This is a genomic window from Streptomyces sp. NPDC037288, assembly GCF_055603265.1.
The window spans coordinates 74,742-93,558 of record NZ_JBVJVY010000006.1; the positions used below are offsets into that span (position 1 = coordinate 74,742).

Below are 18,817 nucleotides of genomic sequence, written 5' to 3' on the forward strand. Positions count from 1 at the left end.
TTTCCGGTCCCCCCGAAGTACGGATGTGGTCGGTTCTGCATTCACCCGTACTGCACCGGGGACGAGGACGCTCCCCGGGCGTCACGCGGTTCCCGGTGGTGTGCATGCCGCACAGACTACGCATCCCCAAAACCTGCCGAGCCCTGAAGTTCACCCCAAATCGTGCAACTTGCATCGTATGAATCGGTGATGTGATCCCGTTCACCACCGTCACCCTTGTCGCCCGCGGAAGGCCGTTCTATCGTCATGATGTATCGAGTCGATACATCAGCGCGAGATAAAGACGCTGAGAGGTACTGCGAGACCCGCGGGAGCGATCAGCGGGACCGAGAGGAGGCGACGATGAGCCGACGTTCCGGCATCCTCGAGTTCGCCGTGCTCGGCCTGCTCCGCGAGTCCCCGATGCACGGCTATGAGCTGCGCAAACGGCTCAACACGTCCCTGGGTGTGTTCCGGGCGTTCAGCTACGGAACCCTGTATCCCTGCCTCAAGACACTGGTCACCAACGGCTGGTTGATCGAGGAACCGGGCAGCACCCACGAGGACGCCCTCGCCGCTCCGCTCGCCGGACGCCGCGCCAAGATCGTCTACCGGCTGACGGCGGAGGGGAAGGAACACTTCGAGGACCTGCTCTCGCAGACCGGCCCCGACGCGTATGAGGACGAGCACTTCGCCGCACGCTTCGCCTTCTTCGGGCAGACGTCGCGCGATGTGCGCATGCGCGTCCTGGAAGGCCGGCGCAGCCGCCTGGAGGAGCGCCTGGAGAAGATGCGCACCTCCCTGGCGCGCACGCGGGAGCGCCTCGACGACTACACACTCGAGCTCCAGCGCCACGGGATGGAGTCCGTGGAGCGCGAAGTGCGCTGGCTGAACGAGCTCATCGAGAGCGAGCGGGCCGGACGGGACCTGCGGGGTTCCGTGTCCGGGGGGTCCGCTCAGCAGGACACCACCACTGGATCGACGGGCGGCCTGCCCCGTCCCGGGGACACCCCCCGGACGGATACGCCCGGCGACACCGCCACGTGAGTCCCAATCAGGGCCTCACTCGTACACACAGGGAGCAACCGGAATGGGTTCGGTTCGCGTAGCCATCGTCGGCGTGGGCAACTGCGCTGCGTCGCTGGTGCAGGGAGTCGAGTACTACAAGGACGCCGACCCGGCGTCGAAGGTCCCCGGCCTGATGCACGTGCAGTTCGGTGACTACCACGTGCGCGACATCGAGTTCGTCGCCGCGTTCGACGTGGACGCCAAGAAGGTCGGCCTCGACCTCGCGGACGCGATCGGCGCCTCCGAGAACAACACCATCAAGATCTGCGACGTGCCCACCTCCGGTGTCACCGTCCAGCGCGGTCACACCCTCGACGGCCTCGGCAAGTACTACCGCGAGACCATCGAGGAGTCCGACGCCGAGCCGGTCGACGTCGTCCAGGTCCTGAAGGACAAGCAGGTCGACGTCCTGGTCTGCTACCTGCCGGTCGGATCCGAGGACGCGGCGAAGTTCTACGCCCAGTGCGCCATCGACGCCAAGGTCGCCTTCGTCAACGCCCTCCCGGTCTTCATCGCCGGCACCAAGGAGTGGGCGGACAAGTTCACCGAGGCCGGTGTGCCGATCGTCGGTGACGACATCAAGTCCCAGGTCGGCGCCACCATCACGCACCGCGTCATGGCGAAGCTGTTCGAGGACCGCGGTGTCATCCTCGACCGTACGATGCAGCTGAACGTCGGCGGCAACATGGACTTCAAGAACATGCTCGAGCGCGAGCGCCTGGAGTCCAAGAAGATCTCCAAGACCCAGGCGGTCACCTCCCAGATCCCCGACCGGGACATGGGCGCGAAGAACGTCCACATCGGCCCGTCCGACTACGTGGCCTGGCTCGACGACCGCAAGTGGGCCTACGTCCGCCTCGAGGGTCGTGCCTTCGGTGACGTCCCGCTGAACCTGGAGTACAAGCTCGAGGTCTGGGACTCCCCGAACTCCGCCGGAGTCATCATCGACGCCGTGCGCGCCGCGAAGATCGCCAAGGACCGCGGCATCGGCGGCCCGATCCTGTCGGCGTCCTCCTACTTCATGAAGTCCCCGCCGGTCCAGTACTTCGACGACGAGGCCCGCGAGAACGTCGAGAAGTTCATCCGCGGTGAGGTCGAGCGCTAAAACCCTGAGGGGAATCGCTCGCACCAGAACGCTCCTGCCAGGGCTGTGAAGGTCCCCGGGTCCACCGACCCGGGGACCTTCCGCATGTGTGAGGCTGTGCCCCATGCCCGTCGTCCGTGACCTGCGCGTCCTGTTGCGCCTGCGGTACTTCCGACGTCTGCTGTACATCCGCCTCCTGTCCCAGGGCGCCGACGGCGTCTACCAGGTCGCGCTCGCCGCGTACGTCGTCTTCTCCCCGGAGAAACAGACCTCGGCCACCGCCATCGCCTCCGCGATGGCAGTCCTGCTGCTCCCCTACTCCCTGGTCGGCCCGTTCGCCGGCGTCCTGCTGGACCGCTGGCGGCGCCGACAGGTCTTCGTATACGGCAATCTGCTGCGCGCCCTGCTGGCCGCGGTCACCGCCGCGCTGATGGCCGGCCACGTTCCGGACTGGCTGTTCTACGTCTCCGCGCTGTGCGTCACGGCCGTCAACCGCTTCGTCCTCGCCGGGCTGTCCGCGTCCCTGCCCCGCGTGGTGGACGCCGAGCGTCTGGTGCTCGCCAACTCGCTGTCGCCGACGGCCGGAACGCTCGCCGCGACCGCGGGCGGCAGTCTGGCCTTCGGCGTACGGCTCGTGGCGTCGGGATCCGACGCGGCGGTGGTCCTCCTCGGGGCCTTCCTCTATCTGTGCGCGGGACTCAGTGCCCTCACCATGGCGCCCACGCTCCTCGGCCCCGACCAGCAGCCCAAACCGCAGATGTCCACCGCCCTCGCGGACACGGCACGCGATCTGCTCGCGGCTGTCCGCCACCTGGCCGCACCCCAGCGGAGAGAAGCCGCCTGGGCTCTGGCCGCGATGACGCTGATGCGCTTCTGCTACGGCGCGCTGCTGGTCCTTCTGCTCATGCTCTGCCGGTACGCCCTCTCCACGACACCCGAGGAGGGGCTCCGACTGCTCGGACTCGCACTGGCGGTGTCCGGTGCGGGGTTCTTCGCGGCGGCTGCGGTGACACCGTGGGCGGCGGGACGCCTCGGTCCCGGGCGGTGGATCGCGGTGTGCTCCGGCGCCGCCGCCGTACTGGAGCCTGCACTCGGGCTCACCTTCGCCGCCGGCCCTCTCCTTGCCGCGGCCTTCATCCTGGGTCTGATCACTCAGGGCGCCAAGATCGCCACGGACACCATCGTCCAGGCCTGCGTCGACGACGCGTTCCGCGGCCGGATCTTCTCCCTGTACGACGTCCTCTTCAACGTGGCCTTCGTCGTCGCGGCCGGAGTGGCAGCTGCGATGCTGCCGCCGGACGGCCGCTCGACACTCCTGGTGATCCTGGTCGCCGTCCTGTACGGCGGGGTCGCCACGGCTTTGGCTCGCTTCGAGCGTCGCTGAGGCAGTGGCCGGGAAACGGAGAGGGCGATGTTTCACGTGAAACATCGCCCCTCGACGTCGGAAGCCCCGGGCGGTGTTTCACGTGAAACATCGCCGAGCCCGGCACGGCAGAGTTCAGCTCTGCTCTGCCCACCAGTCCTTGAGAGCCCTCACGGCCGCGTCATGCTCCATCGGGCCGTTCTCCAGCCGTAGCTCCAGCATGTGCTTGTAGGCCTTGCCGACGACAGGGCCGGGCCCGACACCCAGGATCTCCATGATCTGGTTGCCGTCGAGGTCCGGGCGGATCGCGTCCAGTTCTTCCTGCTCCTGCAGCTGGGCGATGCGCTCCTCCAGGCCGTCGTAGGCCTTCGAGAGCGCGGCCGCCCTCCGCTTATTGCGGGTGGTGCAGTCCGAGCGGGTCAGCTTGTGCAGGCGATCCAGCAGCGGACCCGCGTCACGGACGTAGCGCCGCACCGCCGAGTCCGTCCACTCTCCGGTGCCGTAGCCGTGGAAGCGCAGGTGAAGTTCGACCAGCCGTGAAACGTCCTTCACCAAGTCGTTGGAGTACTTCAGGGCGGTCATGCGCTTCTTGGTCATCTTGGCACCGACCACCTCGTGGTGGTGGAACGAGACCCGGCCGTCCTTCTCGAAGCGGCGCGTCCGCGGCTTGCCGATGTCGTGCAGTAGCGCCGCCAGCCGGAGCGTGAGATCGGGACCGTCCGTCTCCAGGGCGATCGCCTGCTCCAGGACGATCAGCGTGTGCTCGTAGACGTCCTTGTGCCGATGGTGCTCGTCCCGCTCCAGGCGCAGCGCCGGCAGCTCGGGCAGCACGTGACCCGCGAGCCCGGTGTCGGCGAGCAGCCTCAGTCCCTTGCGTGGGTGTGCGGAGAGAATCAGCTTGTTCAGCTCGTCCCTGACCCGCTCGGCCGAGACGATCTCAATGCGTCCGGCCATGTCCGTCATCGCGGTGACGACCTCAGGGGCCACCGTGAAGTCCAGCTGGGCGGCGAACCGCGCGGCCCGCATCATCCGCAGGGGATCGTCCGAGAACGACTCCTCGGGCGTACCCGGTGTCCGCAGAACCCGGGCCGCGAGATCCTCAAGGCCACCGTGCGGGTCGATGAACTCCTTCTCGGGCAGCGCCACGGCCATCGCGTTGACCGTGAAGTCCCGGCGGACCAGATCCTCCTCGATGGAGTCGCCGTACGACACCTCGGGCTTGCGCGAGGTGCGGTCGTAGGCCTCCGACCGGTAGGTGGTGATCTCGATCTGAAAGTGCCCATCAGTGTCTCCGACACGGGCACTCTTGTGCGCGCCCACGGTGCCGAAGGCGATGCCGACCTCCCAGACAGCGTCCGCCCATGGCCGCACGATCTTCAGTACGTCCTCGGGGCGGGCGTCGGTCGTGAAGTCCAGGTCGTTGCCGAGCCGGCCGAGCAACGCGTCGCGCACCGATCCGCCGACCAGGGCGAGCGAGAACCCGGCCTCCTGGAATCGGCGGGCGAGGTCATCGGCGACGGGCGCCACCCGCAGCAGCTCGGCGACCGCGCGCTGCTGCGCCTGGCTCAGGGCAGAGGGAGTGTCTTCGTTGGGGTTCGGCACAACAGAAGAGGGTACGTGCCCCGGCGACCAGGGGCGCCCTCCATTTCCTCCAGCGACGGCCCTGGCAGGGTTGCGGACGGCTCCCGGCATACCCACCGCAAGCATCGCTCTCGCGACGTTCGGAAGCTCTCGGCTCGATACTGGATATAGAGGACGGGCCGTCGAGGATCCTCGATCTTGTGGAGGAGACCGCGGCACTTCCCCTCAGCGCACATCGTTACCATGCGTGGACGCACATTCCGACGACCACTGACGACGACGAGGGACGGGCGAGCGCGTGGCCGAGGCGGCAGACTTCCAGGGGACCAGTGCCTCACCTGCCCGCCGGTGGCTGCGGCGCACCGGCGCGCTGCTCGCGGGGGCGCCTCTGCTGGCCGGGCTGCTGCAGCTGCCGGCCGCAGCGCCCGCCCAGGCCGCCTCCTCGGACACGGTGTCCGTCTCCCTGGACTCGCTCGGCCCCAGCGCCCCCACGGACGGGGACACGCTGACGGTGTCGGGCACGGTGACCAACAACGGCAAGCAGACGGTCACCGGTGCCCACGTGGGTCTGCGGGTGGGGCCCATGCTGAACACCCGCTCGGAGATCGACTCGGTCGCCCGGCACTCCGACGACCTGCAGGGCGGCACCGGCTCCGAGGTCGGCGGCAAGTACGAGGAGAAGTTCGCCAAGCTGACCCCCGGCGTCGCCGAGCACTTCAGCATCTCCGTCCCCGTGGACAAGCTCGACCTCGGCGACGACGGCGTCTACGAGTTCGGTGTCTCCCTCTCCGGTCAGACCGCCACGCAGCCCTGGGACCAGGTGCTCGGCATCCAGCGGACGTTCCTGCCGTGGCAGCCGTCCGAGGCCGACACCAAGACCAGGACGACGTTCCTGTGGCCTCTGCTCTCCACCGTCCACATGACGGCCAAGACGGGCGCCGGCGAACTGCAGACGCCGGTGTTCCTCAACGACGACCTGGCCAAGGAACTGGCGCCGGGCGGGAGGCTGGCCCAGATGGTGGATCTGGGCAAGGACCTCGACGTCACCTGGGTGATCGACCCGGACCTGCTGGCCTCGGTGGACAGGATGGCGACGGGCAACTACCGGCTGCCGGGTGACGGAGACACCACCACGCCCGGCCCGCGGGAGCACCAGGCGGTCGCCAAGCAGTGGCTGGCGAACCTGCAGAAGGCGGTGGCGGGCAAGGAGGTCGTCGCGCTCCCCTTCGGCGACCCTGACCTGGCCTCCCTTGCCCACAACGGCACCAGCGTCACCGGCTCACTCAGCCACCTCAAAGACGCCACCGACGTCGCCGCCATCACGGTCAAGACCGTGCTCCACGTCACGCCGAGCACCGACTTCGCCTGGCCGGTGGAGGGTGCCGTGGACCCGGCGATCATGAAGGTCGCGACCTCGGCCGGGGCCGACCGCGTGATCGCCCGCAGCGACAGCCTCCAGGAGACGGCCGGGCTGTCGTACACGCCTTCCGCCGCCCGCCCGGTCGGCGGTGGCACCACGGCGGTGGTCTCCGACGCCCGGCTGTCCACGGCCTTCGAGGACGATCTGACGAAGGCGGACTCGGCCACGCTCGCCGTGCAGGAGTTCCTGGCCCAGAGCCTCGAGGTGAACGCGCAGACGGACAAGCAGCGCAGCATCGTCGTCGCCCCGCAGCGCATGCCCACAGGGAGCCAGGCGCAGGCGATGGCGGCGGCGCTGAAGGCGCTCCAGGGCGGGAACTGGTCCCAGTCCCAGGATCTCGGCGCGGCGGCCAAGGACAAGCCCGACCCGGAGGCCACCACACGCATCCCGTCCGGGTCCGCCTATCCCTCCTCGCTACGCTCGCGGGAGCTGCCGCGAGCGGCCTTCGAGCAGATCGCGCGCACGCAGGGCAAGCTCGACAGCTTCCAGGTGATCCTCTCCGACCAGTCCCGCGTCGTGACCCCCTTCGGGCGGGCCATAAACCGTGAGATGTCCGCGTCGTGGCGGGGCAGGAGCGCGGAGGCGGGCAGCTACCGGGACGGCGTCGAGGGCTGGCTCGATCACCTGGCCGACCAGGTCAAGCTGATCGACAAGTCGGAGACCAAGCTCTCCGGCCGCAGCGCCACCATCCCGGTGACCGTCCAGAACAACCTCGTCCAGCCCGTCGGCCATCTGGTCCTGCGTCTCACCTCGAGCATGCCGACCCGCCTGAAGATCGGCGGCAAGGCGTACTACGAGCAGCCGGTCGAGATCTCCGGCGGGCACAGCCAGTCCGTGAAGTTCACCACCTCGGCCAACGCCAACGGCCGGGTCACCGTGGTCGCTCAGCTGTACACCGAGGACGGCGTGAGGTACGGCGACCCCGTCAGCTTCGACGTGAAGGTCACCGAGATCACGCCCACCGTGATGCTGGTCATCGGCGGCGGCGTGCTCCTCCTCGTCCTCGCCGGATTCCGGATGTACACCCAGCGCAAGCGCGCCGCGGCCCGCCGCAAGGAGGACGGCACCGGCACGGCGGACGAGAGCACCGACGAGCCGGGGAACCCCGACACCCCCATGGATCGTCTCCCGGAAAAGCCGGAAGAATCCGGCTCGCCCTCCGGGGCAGACGACCCGGAGCACCCGAGTGACCCTGCGCCGGACACCGCACCGGAAAGCACCGACCCGTCCGGGACGGGTGAGAGAGTGGACCGTTGAGCGATGTCGTGGCCGGTGAGCCAGGGACGATGAGGTGGGGTAAGCATGAACGCGCCGTACGACGGTGATCGCGGCCAGGGCGCGGCCGGCTCGGGCTACCCCGAGACGCCGCCGGAGCCTGGTCAGGTACCGCCGCAGCAAGCGGCGGACATGTACCTCCAGGACGCCTACGACCAGGACCCCTACCGGGCGCACGACCTGGCCGCGCAGGACCCGGTCGCCGAGGCGCTCTACGACCGCGCCGCACACCCGCCGCCCCCTGCGGGCAGCTACGAGCAGCAGCAGCCCCTGTACGGCCCGCCCGCCCCGTCGCCCTACGCGCCCGATCCGCAGGTATGGGCGCAGACGCCGGCACCGGAACCGGAGAGTGCGACCCCGTACATGCCGTACGGCGACGACCCCCGCACGACCCAGTTCGTGGGCGTGGACGACCTGGTCACGCACTCGGGCGAGGAGTACCACGAGCCGGACGCCTTCGCGCACCTCTTCAAGGACCAGCAGCAGAGCGGTGGGCAGGCGCCCATGAACCCGTCCGGCTTCCCCGGAGCGGCCGCCGCTCCGTCCACCGGGTACGGTCCCGCCGGCCAGTACCCGGCGGACGGGCAGGGCCCCCAGCAGGGCACCCCGTACGCCGAGGCCCCCTACCCGGCTGCCCCGGCGAACCCGATGCAGCCCCCGGTGCCCGCCCCGGCACCGGCACCGGATCCCGCAGGTCCGAACACGGATACGGCGGCCGTGGCGGCAGCGGCTCCCGCCGCGCCCGCGAAGAAGGGCGGCAAGGCCGCCGGGCTGCTGAAGTCCAGTGCCGTGATGGCGGCGGGCACGATGGTCTCCCGTCTCACCGGCTTCATCCGCTCCGCACTGATCGCCGCAGCGCTCGGCCTCGGTTTCCTCGCCGACTCCTTCCAGGTGGCCTACCAGCTGCCGACGATGATCTACATCCTCACCGTCGGCGGCGGGCTCAACTCCGTCTTCGTGCCGCAGCTGGTGCGGTCCATGAAGGAGGACGAGGACGGCGGCGAGGCGTTCGCCAACCGCCTGCTGACCCTTGTGATGGTGGCCCTGGCCGCGCTGACCGGTCTGGCGATGTTCGCGGCGCCGCTGCTGGTGCGGTTGCTGTCTCCCACCATCGCCAGCAACCCGGCCGCAAACGAGGTGGCGGTCACCTTCACCCGCTACTTCCTGCCCTCGATCTTCTTCATGGGCATCCATGTGGTGATGGGACAGATCCTCAACGCCCGCGGCAAGTTCGGCGCGATGATGTGGACGCCGGTCCTGAACAACATCGTCATCATCGTCTCGCTCGGCTTGTTCATCTGGGTCTACGGCAGCGCCGCCAACTCCCACCTGGACGTCACCAACATTCCGCCTCAGGGGCAGCGGCTGCTCGGTGTGGGTGTGCTGCTCGGACTGGTCGTCCAGGCGCTGGCGATGATCCCTTATCTGCGCGAGACCGGCTTCCGGATCCGGCTGCGGTTCGACTGGAAGGGCCATGGCCTGGGCAAGGCCGCCATGCTCGCCAAGTGGACGGTCCTGTTCGTCCTCGCCAACCAGGCAGGCGCCATGGTCGTCACCCGTCTGTCCACCGCCGCCGGCAAGGACTCCGGCGTCAAGGGCACCGGCTTTGCCGCCTACGCCAACGCCCAGCTCATCTGGGGTCTGCCGCAGGCCATCATCACGGTGTCTCTGATGGCCGCCCTGCTGCCGCGCATCTCGCGCGCGGCCGCCGAGGGGGACGCCGGTGCCGTCCGCGACGACATCTCGCACGGCCTGCGCACCACCGCCGTCGCCATCGTCCCGATCGCGTTCGGTTTCCTCGCGCTCGGAATCCCGATGTGCACCCTGATCTTCGGTTCCGCGGGCACCGGCTCGGCCACCAACATGGGCTACATGCTGATGGCCTTCGCCCTGGGCCTGATCCCGTACTCGGTGCAGTACGTCGTCCTGCGGGCCTTCTACGCCTACGAAGACACCCGCACCCCGTTCTACAACACCGTCATCGTGGCGGCGGTGAACGCGAGCGTCTCCGTGCTGTGCTACTTCCTGCTGCCGGCCCGCTGGGCGGTCGCGGGTATGGCCGCCGCGTACGGTCTGAGCTACGCGATCGGCGTGGGCGTCGCCTGGCGCCGGCTGCGCAAGCGGCTCGGCGGTGATCTGGACGGTACCCGGGTGCTGCGGACGTACGCGCGCCTGTGCATCGCCTCGGTGCCCGCGGCCCTGCTCAGCGGCGCAGCCTGCTACGGCATCGGGCACACCCTCGGCCAGGGCGTCGTCGGGTCCTTCGCCGCGCTGCTCGCCGGTGGTGCCGTTCTGCTCGGCGTCTTCTTCGTCGCCGCCCGCCGGATGCGCATCGAGGAACTGAACTCGCTCGTGGGCATGGTCCGCGGACGTCTGGGCCGCTGAGGCGGGGGTAGGTGCACAACCATCGTCCGCCGCCGTGTGTCGTGCATAGCAGCGGACTGTGGGCACAATTGGTTTCGGCGTCGGACAGCGTGCAACGGATGGGGAGGCAGGGACGACGGTGGCGGAACGGAGCACAGCTGCCGTCGACGTGGCAGACAACAGCGGTGAACAGCCGCTGACCGCCAAGGCGGACCAGTCCACGGCCGACGGGGTGGCCAAGAACCCGGAGCGGGACACGAACAGCGACGAGGCACGGGGGAGCGGCGAGAGCGAGGGGCCCGGGAAGAAGGCCTCGCCTCCCGAACTGCACAGCGGTCACAAGCTCGCCAGACGCTACCGACTGGAGGAGTGCGTCACCCGTCTGGACGGATTCAGCAGTTGGCGTGCCGTCGACGAGAAACTCCGTCGTGCCGTCGGCGTGCATGTCCTTCCCGCGGACCATGCGCGGGCCCGTTCCGTCCTGGCTGCCGCCCGTTCCTCCGCGCTGCTCGGCGATCCGCGCTTCGTACAGGTCCTGGACGCCGTCGAGGAGAACGACCTCGTCTACGTCGTGCACGAGTGGCTGCCCGACGCCACCGAGCTGACCACGCTCCTCGCGACCGGCCCGCTGGAGCCGCATGACGCCTACCAGTTGGTCAGTCAGGTGGCCTCCGCCATGGCCGCCGCGCACCGCGAGGGCCTCGCCCATCTGCGGCTGAACCCGAACGCCGTGCTGCGCGCCTCGACCGGCCAGTGGCGCATCCGGGGCCTCGCCGTGAACGCCGCGCTGCGCGGCATCAGCTCCGACACCCCACAGCGCACCGACACCGAGGCGATCGGCGCCCTGCTGTACGCCGCGCTGACCGAGCGCTGGCCGTACGAGAGCGACGCGTACGGTCTGTCCGGCCTCCCCAAGGGCGTCGGTCTGATCGCACCGGACCAGGTGCGGGCCGGGGTGCACCGGGGCCTGTCCGAACTGGCCATGCGCGCACTCGCCAACGACGGGGCCACCGCCTCCCGTCATGAGGCTCCGTGCACCACGCCGGAGGAGCTGGTGAAGGCGATCGGCGAGATGCCCCGCATCCGCCCGCCGGAGCCGGCGTTCACCGCTCCGCCCGAGTACCAGCGCACGACCTACCAGCAGGGCACGTACGGCCGACCGGCGCCGCACCCCGGCGTGGCCCAGCCGATCGTGACCCCGCCGCCCCCGCTGCAGAGCCGCACCGGCAAGGCCCTGAAGTGGGCGGTGTCCGCCCTCCTCATCGCCGCCCTCGGTCTGGGCAGCTGGCAGCTGGCGGACGCCCTGATGGACCGGAGTGGCAAGCCGGAGAACCCCAACAAGAGCCAGACGACGAACGACGGCGGCAAGGGCGCCGCGAAGCCGAAGCCGCAGCCCATAAAGATCCAGAACAGCCGGGAGTTCGTAGCCGAGGGCGGCGCCCAGAACTCCGGTGCCGAACCCAGGACCTACGACGGCGACCCGTCGACGTACTGGAAGACCAAGAGCTTCGACGCGGGCCCGCAGATCGCGCCGTACAAGCCGGGTGTCGGCATCGTGTACGACTTCGGCTCGGCGAAGAATCTCAGCACCGCCGCCCTCGACCTGCGCTTCGGCAGCGACCACACGACGATCGAGCTGTACGCTGCGGACTCGTTGACGCCGGCGTCGCTGGGCTCCATGACGAAGATCGGCAGCGTCACGACCACAGGCACCAGCGCCACGGTGAAGGTCACCAAGTCGGTCAAGACGCAGTACGTCCTCGTCTGGCTGACGGCCGTGCCGTACTCGGGGTACGACTCCACCCTGTACGCCCGCGCCGGCTGGAAGCAGGCCATCGGCGAAGTCAAGTTCACAGGCTGACGTCGCACCCGGACCGGAGGGGGCAGATGGCGGAGGACGCCGGATACGACGGAGTGAGCGACAAGGATCTGCTCGCCCGCCATGTGGAAGGCGACTCCCATGCCTTCGGTGAGATCGTCCGGCGGCATCGGGATCGGCTCTGGGCGGTCGCGCTGCGGACGCTGGGGGACCGCGAGGAGGCCGCCGACGCGGTCCAGGACGCCCTGGTGTCGGCCTACCGGGCCGCCCACACCTTCCGGGGCCAGTCGGCTGTCACGACGTGGCTGCACCGCATCACGGTGAACGCCTGCCTGGACCGTGCCCGCAAGGCAGCCTCGCGGAAGACCGCTCCGGTTGACGACACCGAGCGGCTGGAGCAGCTGCTGGAGCCGCACGAGTCGGCTTCGGCGCCGGCCGAGCGGAACGATGTGCACCGCCAGCTCCTCGAAGCACTCGGCACGCTCCCGCACGACCAGCGGGCCGCCCTGGTCCTCGTCGATATGCAGGGGTATCCCGTGGCCGAGGCCGCCCGGATCCTCGAGGTACCGACGGGCACGGTGAAGAGCCGGTGCGCCCGGGGAAGAGCCCGGCTGCTGCCTCTGCTGGCTCATCTACGGCCCGAAGGTTCCGGAAGCGGAAAAGAACCCGGCGCGGGACGGAACCGGGTGGAGGGGACATCCGTCCCACCGGCAACGGAGACTCCGAACAGGAGCCCCGAGGACGCGGGACCGAGCGATTCAGCCGTAGTGAAGGGCGGAGGTGGGCGAGCGTGACTTCCACGACAGACACGGCCGGGCACCCGGACGTCGAGGAGATCTCCGACCTCACCGAAGGCCTTCTCCCTCCGGACCGCAGCAGCGCCATACGACAGCACCTCGACTCGTGCGAGCTGTGCGCCGACGTCCATGCCTCACTGGAGGAGATCCGAGGACTGCTGGGGTCCGTATCGGAAACCGTGCGCATGCCGGCCGGCGTGGCCGGTCGTATCGATGCGGCGCTCGCCGCCGAGGCCCTGCTCAGCGCCTCCGAAGACGACATCATCGGTCATGTTTCACGTGAAACACCGGTTACGGCTTCGCGCCCCGCCGGACGCCCACAGGGGGCAACCGGGCCAGGACGGAAGAAGAGCGGACGCAGCCGCCGGAGGACCGTCGTCCTCGGGGGTGTGTTGACCGCGGCCGTGCTGGGTGCCGGGGCTCTGGTAGTCCAGGTGTTCGGCAGTGGGACGTCAACCACGACGGCTCACGACAAGCCGAGTCCGTCCAGCAGCGCCTTCTCCGGTGTCAGTGTCCAGAACCAGGTGCGGGACCTGTTGGCTTCGAACAAGGACATCACACCGCGAGACACCGGTCAGCGACCACGCTCCGGCACCGACTCCGGACGGGACACGCCGGGGGGCACAGAGAGCGCCAACACACTGCTTCAGACCGAGATCCCGGTACCTAGCTGTGTCCGGCGGGCCATCCCCCGGGGTGACCGCGCTCTGGCCTCGAAGGTGGGCAGCTACGCCGGGAGGAGCGCCTACCTCGTCGTCGTACCCGATGCCCATGACAGTGCCCGGGTCACGGCTTATGTCGTCGACGCGGCCTGTATGCGTCAACCTCCCACGGCCTCGGGCACCGTCCTCTTGAAGGAGTCCTACCCTCGCTCCTGAAATCCGCACAGTCCTACAGTCGGAATCCGTTCCCCCACAGGCTGTGCACCTCTGGCCGTGACCGGAACCCTCTCCCCGGCTGCCGCATGCCAGCTTCGCACCAGCGGCCATGGTGCCGACCGCGGAATACTTCGTCCCCGCCACGCACGTTAAGCGTCTCGCCAGACAGATTCGTGAGGTGGCAAAGTCTTGGCGCTGTCCGTGGCCTCGACGCATGCGTGCGCCCCGACACAGCGGGAATGCGCGCCCCGTAGGATCCGTTGGGTGGGGTGGGAGCTCTGAAAGGCGCTCCCACCGGTCGACAGACGCAGACCAGAGACGAGGAAACAAGCCGTGAGCGACGTCCGTAACGTGATCATCATCGGCTCCGGGCCCGCAGGCTACACGGCGGCGCTCTACACCGCGCGCGCGTCGCTGAAGCCCCTGGTGTTCGAGGGCGCCGTCACCGCCGGTGGCGCGCTGATGAACACCACCGAGGTCGAGAACTTCCCGGGCTTCCGCGACGGCATCATGGGCCCCGACCTCATGGACAACATGCGGGCGCAGGCCGAGCGTTTCGGCGCCGAGCTGGTCCCGGACGACGTCGTCTCCGTGGACCTCGCCGGTGAGATCAAGACCGTCACCGACACCGCCGGCACGGTGCACCAGGCGAAGGCCGTCATCGTCACCACCGGCTCCCAGCACCGCAAGCTGGGCCTGCCGAACGAGGACGCGCTCTCCGGCCGCGGTGTCTCCTGGTGTGCCACCTGTGACGGCTTCTTCTTCAAGGACCAGGACATCGCGGTGATCGGCGGCGGCGACACCGCGATGGAGGAGGCGACCTTCCTCTCGCGCTTCGCCAAGTCCGTGACGGTCGTCCACCGCCGGGACACCCTGCGCGCCTCCAAGGCGATGCAGGAGCGCGCCTTCGGAGACCCGAAGATCAAGTTCGTGTGGGACAGCGAGGTAGCCGAGATCCAGGGCGAGCAGAAGCTCTCCGGTCTGAAGCTGCGCAACGTCAAGACCGGCGAGCTGTCGGAGCTGCCCGTGACCGGCCTGTTCATCGCGATCGGCCACGACCCGCGCACCGAGCTGTTCAAGGGCCAGCTGGACCTGGACGAGGAGGGCTACCTGAAGGTCACCTCCCCGTCCACCCGTACCAACCTCACCGGTGTCTTCGCCGCCGGTGACGTGGTCGACCACACCTACCGCCAGGCGATCACCGCCGCCGGCACCGGCTGCTCCGCTGCTCTCGACGCCGAGCGCTTCCTCTCCGCCCTCGCGGACGAGGACAAGGCGGAGCCCGAGAAGACCGCCGTCTGACCTTCCCTCTTCCCCCTCGCCTCACCGCACGATCGAGTTAAGGAGCCCGCCGTGGCCGGCACCCTGAAGAATGTCACTGACGATTCCTTCGAGCAGGACGTCCTCAAGAACGAAAAGCCCGTCCTGGTGGACTTCTGGGCCGCCTGGTGCGGCCCGTGCCGCCAGATCGCCCCGTCCCTCGAGGCAATCGCTGCCGAGTACGGCGACAAGCTCGAGATCGTCAAGCTGAACATCGACGAGAACCCCGGTACGGCCGCCAAGTACGGCGTCATGTCCATCCCGACCCTGAACGTCTATCAGGGTGGCGAGGTCGCCAAGACCATCGTCGGCGCCAAGCCGAAGGCCGCGATCGTTCGCGACCTCGCAGAGTTCATCGCCGAGTGACGTTTCACGTGAAACACGAATGGGCCAACCCGGATGGGTTGGCCCATTCGCTTTAGAGGGGTCGCAGCGCAGGCTCCTTCTGTACCGCTCCCAGAAGCCGGTCGAGCGCCATCTCCACGTCTTCCTTCCACGAGAGCGTCGAGCGCAACTCCAGCCGCAGCCGAGGATGTGTGGGGTGCTGCCGGACCGTCTTGAACCCCACGGCCAGAAGATGATCCGCCGGCAACAGGCAGGCGGGTTCCTTCCAGCGGGCGTCGCCGAAGGCCTCGATCGCCCTGAAGCCTCGGCGCAGCAGATCCTTGGCGACCGTCTGCACGAGCACCCGGCCCAGCCCCTGGCCCTGATAGCCGGGCATGATGAACGCCGTCATCAGCTGCACGGCGTCCGGCGAGACGGGGCTTGTGGGAAAGGCCGTCGAGCGTGGGACATAGGCCGGAGGGGCATAGAGCGCGAAACCCACCGGCACGTCGTCGACGTACACCACCCGGCCGCACGACCCCCAGTCCAGGAGGACGGCGGAGATCCAGGCCTCCTTCTCCGCGGCGGAAGTGCCCGCCTTTACCGCCGCTTCACCGCTGACGGGGTCCAGCTCCCAGAAGACACACGAGCGACAGCGTGAGGGAAGGTCCTGAAGGTTGTCCAGCGTGAGCGGCACGAGCCGACGCCCCATGAAGGCTGTTCCTCGCTTCCTTCGCCCGCCGCATCGCAAGCGGCTGTCAGAGCGCTCCGCTCCCTGAGAAGGCTGCCGACGAATCCGCCGACCGCTCCAAGGCCCAGGCCCGCGCTCACCAGTCCGGTGCGGCTCATCGATCGCATGGCCCCCGACTCCCCACTCAGAGATGCAGACGCTGTCCGGTGGATGTGCCATACCCGATCGCATCGTATCCACGATGCGATTCCCTCGATACCGACTCAAAGCAAAGAGTGGGCCGTGTTCCGGTACACACCGGACACGGCCCACTCTCTGTACGACCGAGTCGGTTGAGCGAGGGTCAGTCGTCCTGGTCCTCCGCCGCGTTCTCCTGCAGCTCGCCCTGCAGCACTGGCCCCTCGTCCGGCGCGAGGGTGCTCAGGATCCGCTGCAGATCGTCCACGGAGGCGAACTCGACGGTGATCTTGCCCTTCTTCTGGCCGAGGTCGACCTTCACCCGGGTCTCGAAGCGGTCCGACAGGCGGGTCGCCAGTTCGTTCAGTGCCGGCGAGAGTCGGGAGCCGGCGCGCGGGCCCTTGGAGCGCTGAGGCTTCTGGGGCCGCGAGCCCATGAGGGTCACGATCTCCTCGACGGCTCGCACGGACAGCCCCTCGGCCACGATGCGGTGAGCCAGCCGGTCCTGCTCCTCGGGGTCTGTCACGGAGAGCAGGGCTCGGGCGTGACCGGCGGAGAGAACCCCGGCGGCAACCCGCTTCTGAACCGTCGGCGAGAGCTTCAGCAGACGCAGGGTGTTGGAGACCTGGGGCCGGGAGCGCCCGATCCGGTCGGCCAGCTGGTCGTGCGTGCAGTTGAAGTCCTTCAGCAGCTGGTCGTAGGCGGCGGCCTCTTCCAGCGGGTTCAGCTGCGCGCGGTGCAGGTTCTCCAGCAGCGCGTCCAGAAGGAGCTTGTCGTCCTCCGTGGCACGGACGATCGCCGGGATGGCCTCCAGGCCGGCCTCACGGCAAGCCCGCCAGCGGCGCTCACCCATGATCAGCTCATAGCGGCCGGGCCCCAGCTGCCGTACCACGACGGGCTGCAGCAGACCGACCTCCTTGATGGAGGTCACCAGCTCGTGCAGCGCGTCCTCGTCGAAGACATCACGCGGCTGGCGGGGGTTGGGCGAGATCACATCCAGAGGGATCTCGGCGAAGTGCGCGCCCATCGGAGGAGCTGGCGTCTCGGTGACCGGGGTTGCCGGGGGCTCCTCGGTTTCATGTGAAACAGGCGGCAGCGTGGCCACCTTCGCCGCGGCGACTCCACGGTCAGTCGTCAGCACCGGGACCGCTGCCGGGGAGGTGGAAGCTCCGCCTCCCAGCGCGGCCGGAGCCGGGGTCTTCTCGGTTGGGGCAGCGGGGATCAGTGCGCCGAGCCCACGGCCCAGCCCCCTCCGTCGCTCACTCACTGGATCCCCTCCACCATGCTCGGGTCGTTCTGGGCGCCGATGTGGGCCTGGCTCGCGTCGTAGCTGATGCCAATGCCTCTCAGCGCGATTTCTCGGGCCGCCTCAAGATACGAGAGGGCACCGCTCGATCCAGGATCGTAAGTCAGCACCGTCTGCCCGTAGCTCGGCGCCTCGGAGATACGGACCGAACGGGGAATGCTCGTCCGCAGCACCTCGTCGCCGAAGTGGGTGCGCACCTCTTCCGCGACCTGGGAGGCGAGACGCGTCCGGCCGTCGTACATGGTGAGCAGGATGGTCGACACATGCAGCGTGGGGTTGAGGTGCCCCCGCACCAGGTCGACGTTGCGCAGCAGCTGGCCCAGACCCTCGAGCGCGTAGTACTCGCACTGGATCGGGATCAGGACCTCCTGGCCCGCGACCAGCGCGTTGACCGTCAGCAGGCCGAGCGAGGGCGGACAGTCGATGAGGATGTAGTCCAAGGGCTGTTCGTACGCCTGGATCGCCCGCTGCAGCCGGCTCTCCCGGGCCACCAGCGACACCAACTCGATCTCGGCACCGGCGAGATCGATGGTGGCGGGAGCGCAGAAGAGACCTTCCACATCGAGGACCGGTTGGACGACCCCGGCCAGAGGCTTGCTCTCCACCAACACGTCGTAGATGGAAGGGACTTCGGCGTGGTGGTCGATCCCGAGGGCGGTGGATGCGTTGCCCTGTGGGTCGAGGTCGATCACCAGGACACGGCTGCCGTGCAGAGCCAGCGAAGCGGCAAGGTTGACGGTCGTCGTCGTCTTGCCCACGCCCCCCTTCTGGTTGGCGACCACGATGACTCGGGTCTGCTCCGGTCGCGGCAGACCTTCGCCGGCGCGGCCCAGAGCCTCTACCGCCAGTTGGGCCGCACGACCGATGGGAGTGTCGTCCATCGGAGGCGGTGTTTCACGTGAAACATCCGCCCCCATCGACTCGGTACGGGGACCGGGGACCGGATCGGTCATCGGTCCCGCGATGTTGGCGTCGGACCGCAAGGATTCACTCTCCTCGACTTCAGGCTCGCAATGAACAGAGCCTCCCATGCCTTCGGGGTCGTGAACCAGTGAGGCCTGGTCTTCTGTGGAGAAATCCACCTCTGTGGACAGCTCCGTGCCTCTGGAGAGGGACGAAGTGCCGGGAGAGACGGGCTCCTCCCTCAGGGAACCGAGGGGCTTGCGGTCGCGTGGTTCGGCCGCAGCGCGGCCGCGACTGATGATGCCGTGAAGCAGTGAGCGACGTTTCACGTGAAACACGATGCACAGCGGCGGCGACCGGACCTTCGCGACACTCCGACCTGCGTAGGTTTGGCAGCTTGTGTGGAGTACGTCTCGTCGTCAGGACGGATCAGAGGCGCCCACGCCTCCCGGCATGGACGCCTCCCTC

At 68.7% G+C, this 18,817-nt stretch carries 14 protein-coding genes; 10 read left to right on the plus strand and 4 right to left on the minus strand.

Translation table 11 applies throughout. From position 1 onward, the window contains the following. The first annotated feature begins 342 nt into the window (after nt 1-342). The 3 genes from ACZ7GZ_RS09260 (at nt 343) to ACZ7GZ_RS09270 (ending at nt 3,515) form a co-directional block, all read left to right on the plus strand. On the plus strand, nt 343-1,026 hold the full coding sequence (locus tag ACZ7GZ_RS09260; RefSeq protein WP_471022338.1) for a PadR family transcriptional regulator: 684 nt from the start codon (nt 343-345) through the stop codon (nt 1,024-1,026). 43 nt (nt 1,027-1,069) lie between these two features. Further along, a complete protein-coding gene (locus ACZ7GZ_RS09265; protein ID WP_471022340.1) occupies nt 1,070-2,152 on the plus strand; it encodes an inositol-3-phosphate synthase in 1,083 nt (360 codons plus the stop codon). 103 nt (nt 2,153-2,255) lie between these two features. Further along, the gene (locus ACZ7GZ_RS09270; protein WP_471022341.1) at nt 2,256-3,515 is read left to right on the plus strand and encodes an MFS transporter; all 1,260 of its coding nucleotides are present in this window, start codon (nt 2,256-2,258) and stop codon (nt 3,513-3,515) included. Nucleotides 3,516-3,629: 114 nt separating this feature from the next. On the opposite strand, the gene ACZ7GZ_RS09275 is transcribed toward ACZ7GZ_RS09270, so the two are convergent. Further along, on the minus strand, nt 3,630-5,096 hold the full coding sequence (locus tag ACZ7GZ_RS09275; protein WP_471022343.1) for a CCA tRNA nucleotidyltransferase: 1,467 nt from the start codon (nt 5,094-5,096) through the stop codon (nt 3,630-3,632). A 277-nt stretch (nt 5,097-5,373) separates the two neighbouring features. Here ACZ7GZ_RS09275 and ACZ7GZ_RS09280 point away from each other — a divergent pair, with 277 nt between their 5' ends. The 7 genes from ACZ7GZ_RS09280 (at nt 5,374) to trxA (ending at nt 15,314) form a co-directional block, all read left to right on the plus strand. After that, nucleotides 5,374-7,752 (plus strand): DUF6049 family protein, encoded by a 2,379-nt coding sequence (locus ACZ7GZ_RS09280; RefSeq protein ID WP_471022344.1) that lies wholly within the window; start codon nt 5,374-5,376, stop codon nt 7,750-7,752. Nucleotides 7,753-7,797: 45 nt separating this feature from the next. Next, complete coding sequence (gene murJ, locus ACZ7GZ_RS09285) at nt 7,798-10,155, plus strand: murein biosynthesis integral membrane protein MurJ (protein ID WP_471022346.1); 2,358 nt, start codon at nt 7,798-7,800, stop codon at nt 10,153-10,155. Nucleotides 10,156-10,273: 118 nt separating this feature from the next. Further along, nucleotides 10,274-11,995, plus strand: coding sequence for a protein kinase family protein (locus tag ACZ7GZ_RS09290; protein WP_471022348.1), 1,722 nt, complete (start codon nt 10,274-10,276; stop codon nt 11,993-11,995). A gap of 26 nt (nt 11,996-12,021) precedes the next feature. Then, nucleotides 12,022-12,747, plus strand: a complete 726-nt coding sequence (sigM, locus tag ACZ7GZ_RS09295; protein WP_471022350.1) for an RNA polymerase sigma factor SigM — start codon at nt 12,022-12,024, stop codon at nt 12,745-12,747. Next, the gene (locus tag ACZ7GZ_RS09300) at nt 12,744-13,628 is read left to right on the plus strand and encodes an anti-sigma factor (RefSeq protein ID WP_471022351.1); all 885 of its coding nucleotides are present in this window, start codon (nt 12,744-12,746) and stop codon (nt 13,626-13,628) included. Before sigM ends, ACZ7GZ_RS09300 begins: the two co-directional genes overlap by 4 nt. A gap of 333 nt (nt 13,629-13,961) precedes the next feature. Continuing rightward, nucleotides 13,962-14,930: a thioredoxin-disulfide reductase gene (gene trxB / locus ACZ7GZ_RS09305; protein WP_471022353.1), complete on the plus strand. Its 969-nt coding sequence runs from the start codon at nt 13,962-13,964 to the stop codon at nt 14,928-14,930. 51 nt (nt 14,931-14,981) lie between these two features. Next, nucleotides 14,982-15,314 carry a thioredoxin gene (trxA, locus tag ACZ7GZ_RS09310; protein ID WP_471022354.1) on the plus strand — a complete coding sequence of 111 codons (333 nt, stop codon included), beginning with the start codon at nt 14,982-14,984 and terminating at the stop codon, nt 15,312-15,314. Nucleotides 15,315-15,366: 52 nt separating this feature from the next. Here trxA and ACZ7GZ_RS09315 read toward each other — a convergent pair whose 3' ends face one another. The 3 genes from ACZ7GZ_RS09315 to ACZ7GZ_RS09325 form a co-directional block, all read right to left on the minus strand. After that, nucleotides 15,367-15,984 carry a GNAT family N-acetyltransferase gene (locus tag ACZ7GZ_RS09315; protein WP_471022356.1) on the minus strand — a complete coding sequence of 206 codons (618 nt, stop codon included), beginning with the start codon at nt 15,982-15,984 and terminating at the stop codon, nt 15,367-15,369. Nucleotides 15,985-16,306: 322 nt separating this feature from the next. Beyond that, the gene (locus ACZ7GZ_RS09320) at nt 16,307-17,407 is read right to left on the minus strand and encodes a ParB/RepB/Spo0J family partition protein (protein WP_471022357.1); all 1,101 of its coding nucleotides are present in this window, start codon (nt 17,405-17,407) and stop codon (nt 16,307-16,309) included. Beyond that, nucleotides 17,404-18,477: a ParA family protein gene (locus ACZ7GZ_RS09325; RefSeq protein ID WP_471022637.1), complete on the minus strand. Its 1,074-nt coding sequence runs from the start codon at nt 18,475-18,477 to the stop codon at nt 17,404-17,406. The genes ACZ7GZ_RS09320 and ACZ7GZ_RS09325 overlap by 4 nt, the downstream gene beginning before the upstream one ends. Nucleotides 18,478-18,817: the final 340 nt, after the last annotated feature.